This window comes from Microcoleus sp. Pol12B3, from assembly GCF_036701355.1.
In the GTDB taxonomy this organism is placed as follows: Bacteria; Cyanobacteriota; Cyanobacteriia; order Cyanobacteriales; family Microcoleaceae; genus Microcoleus.
On sequence record NZ_JAUBQS010000150.1, the window covers coordinates 1 to 2,562 of the forward strand.

General features: G+C 36.8%; 1 protein-coding gene and 1 pseudogene. Both read left to right on the forward strand.

Annotated features, from left to right (window positions below):
* The coding region (locus QUA53_RS28870) for a hypothetical protein (RefSeq protein WP_333249295.1) at window positions 1-563 on the forward strand (563 nt) is incomplete at its 5' end.
* Between the two features lie 243 nt (window positions 564-806).
* A pseudogene (locus QUA53_RS28875) lies at window positions 807-1,878 on the forward strand (IS630 family transposase).
* Window positions 1,879-2,562 lie beyond the last annotated feature (684 nt).

Consider the following 2,562-nt stretch of genomic DNA (forward strand, 5'->3'; position numbering starts at 1 on the left):
ATTGTTTATACGTCCTTTTTTTCACATTTTGGCACCAAATGCAAGGGCTAATTGAGAATGGTGCAAGATCTCAGTTGGAACGAAAAGATGGAGCCAGCAATGCTCGTCAAGCTAAGCCTTTATGGTTGGTTTGGGTGGGTGAAAATCTGCCACAACTTGAAGAAATTGGACAGCTATATTTGCGTCGCTTTGCTATCGCTCATTGGTATCGTTTAGCTAAGCAAACCTTATTTTGGACTCAACCACAGTTGAGTACAACAGAGCAATGCGATCGATGGAGCACTCTTATGCCCCTATTGACTTGGCAGTTATGGTTAGCTAGAAATTTAGTCCGGGATTTTCATTTACCATGGCAAAAACCTCTCACCAATTTGACTCCCGGACGGGTGGTGCAATCAATGTTTCCACTTTTGGTCAAGATTGGAACTCCGACGAGCGCTCCCAAAAGACGCGGAAAATCCCCTGGTTGCTCGCCCGGTCAAAAACGCACTCCTAAAACTCGCTATCCTGTGGTGAAAAAAGGCAAGGGTCGCTTTCAAAAACATCGAAAAGTAGCTTCTTAATCACTAGGATTTAACTAACTCCAAAGCTTTTTCTGACTCAGTAACTAACTGAGCCTATTTTTTAGTCTTAACTCCAGTTATAAAGAACTGGTAAAAAAAAGACGGAATAAATTAACGATAGTTTATTTAAAAACAATGCTGGCATAGAATATGGGAAAATAATAGTATTGTTTTTAGATGAATGTCATACCATTTTTTTAAAGATGTGATAGACTTGTGTCAAAAGTAAAGGCGACAATTACAATGTCTGGTCGTCCTCATATAAAAATTACAGAATCTGTAGAAGATTTACGAGAAATCCTCAAGCAACAAAAAAGAATACTAGCTTATAATAAAGTCCAAATGCTTTATTTATTTCAGTCAAAACAAGTAGAAACTGTTCGGGAAGTATCCACAGTTTTAGGTAAAAGTGAGCCAACGATTCATCGCTGGCTCTCCCAATATAGAAAGGGCGGTCTGGAAAATTTGTTAAAAAATAGGCAGGTTTTCGGTCGCCCAAAAAAGTTCTCAGTTGAAGTAGCAGCTTCATTGCAACAAGAGTTGCAAGACCCCGAAGGGTTTCAGAGTTATAAAGAAGTTCATCTCTGGCTCTGGTTGATTAAAGGAATAGCCAGTAGTTACTCGGCTGTATATTCTTTAGTAAGAGGTGAATTAAAAAGTAAATTAAAAATTCCAATACCTCGCAGTATTTCTCAGAAATCTACGGCAATTAATGAATTTAAGAATAACTTGCATCAACAGATAAAAGCTTTACTAAAAAAAGCTTTACCTCAAGTAAACAAATATAAAAAAGTCACTTATTGGTGTAGTGATGAAACTCGCCTAGGGCTGCATACCATTCGTCGGCGCAAGCTGACGATTTTAGGCGTAAAGCCCCGAGGAAAGCATCAATGGAAATTTGAGTGTTTTTGGCTGTATGGGGCAGTATCGATCCCTACTGGAAAAAGTTTTTTTTGGGAGTTTTCGCATTTAGACAAAGTTTGTTTTGAAGCATATTTACAACTTTTGTCAATCCAATATCCTCATGAATTACACATCATTCAAGTTGATAATGCACCCGCTCATAATTTAAGCTCATCTGAATTACCAGACAATATCATTTTACTATTTCAGCCTCCGGCTTGTCCTGAAGTAAATCCCACAGAAAGAGTGTGGGAAGATCTCAAAGATTTTTTAGCGAAAGTCGGTGTTTAATAATCTTGATGAACTCCGCACAAAAGTCCAGGAAATTTTGGCATCTTTCACCGAAAGCGTCATTGGTTTTCTCACCGGATGGTCTTGGATTTTACATTCTTTATCTCTATCACATCTTTAAAAAAATGGTATCATCTACTTCATGGTGATCTAACTGGTTATGTTTGGGATCAATCTAAAATCAGAATATAATTCCCAATTACCAATGAAAAAGATAGACAAACTTATTTGGGCGCACTCAATTATCAAAGAATTCCATCTTCAGAGCCATCCATCTGGTGATGGAAAATCAACAGTTGTGATGGAAAATCAACAGTTAAATTCATAAAATGCTTACCAAATAAATATAAAAATCGCAACATCATCTTGATTGGGGATGGAGCTAGTTATCATAAATATGGAGAATTTAGAGAATTTTTAGTAGAACTAAATGGTGACAAATAACCTGATAATTGGTCAATTGATTGTATTTTATTTGCTCCCAATGCTCCCCAGCAGAATCCCGTTGAAGATATTTGGTTACAAGTTAAAAACTTTTTAAGAAAGTATTGGTATTTATGTAGGTCCTTTAAGATTGTAAAATTTTTGGAGAGAGTTTTTTACTAAGGAACATAAATTTGATTTCCCCAAAATACGTCAATATACCTACACACAGAAAATCATTTAGGATTGCTCTAGATATATAAAATCATTTAGGATTGCTATAGTGCTATCGCGAAAGTAACCAAACTGACGGGGTGACAACCCCGTCAAAAGCTTGATAAAATCAAGGACATAGCCCTCAAACCCTTCTGAAAGAATGTCC